Source organism: Pseudomonas sp. 43(2021) (genome assembly GCF_017490805.1).
Classification (GTDB): domain Bacteria; phylum Pseudomonadota; class Gammaproteobacteria; order Pseudomonadales; family Pseudomonadaceae; genus Aquipseudomonas.
The window spans coordinates 1-442 of the sequence record NZ_JAFGYJ010000538.1; the positions used below are offsets into that span (position 1 = coordinate 1).

Below are 442 nucleotides of genomic sequence, written 5' to 3' on the forward strand. Positions count from 1 at the left end.
GTACCGTTATCACGCCCGCTGGCGCGAAGTGCGCGACGCCGACAAATACTCGCGCCTGCGCGACTTCGGCATGGCCCTGCCCAAACTGCGGCGCAAGCTCGAGGCGCTGCTCGATGAGCCGGGCTTCAGCCGCGACAAGGTCATGGCCACGGTGATTACCTTGCTCGACGCCACGCTGATCCGCGTCGGCAATACCCAATACGCACGGGACAATCGCTCTTACGGTTTGACCACGTTGCGCAGTCGGCATGTCGAGGTCAACGGCAGCGCGATCCTGTTCCAGTTCCGTGGCAAGAGCGGCATCGAGCATCAGATCACCGTTAAGGACCGCCGTCTGGCGCGAATCATCAAGCGCTGTCTGGAAATTCCCGGGCAAAACCTGTTTCAGTACCTTGATGAACACGGCGAACGGCACACCGTCACCTCCTCCGACGTCAATGCC

1 pseudogene is annotated in these 442 nt (G+C 61.3%); it reads left to right on the top strand.

Annotated features, from left to right (window positions below):
- Positions 1-442 (top strand): annotated as a pseudogene (locus J5M71_RS28580) (DNA topoisomerase IB); the annotation flags it as partial.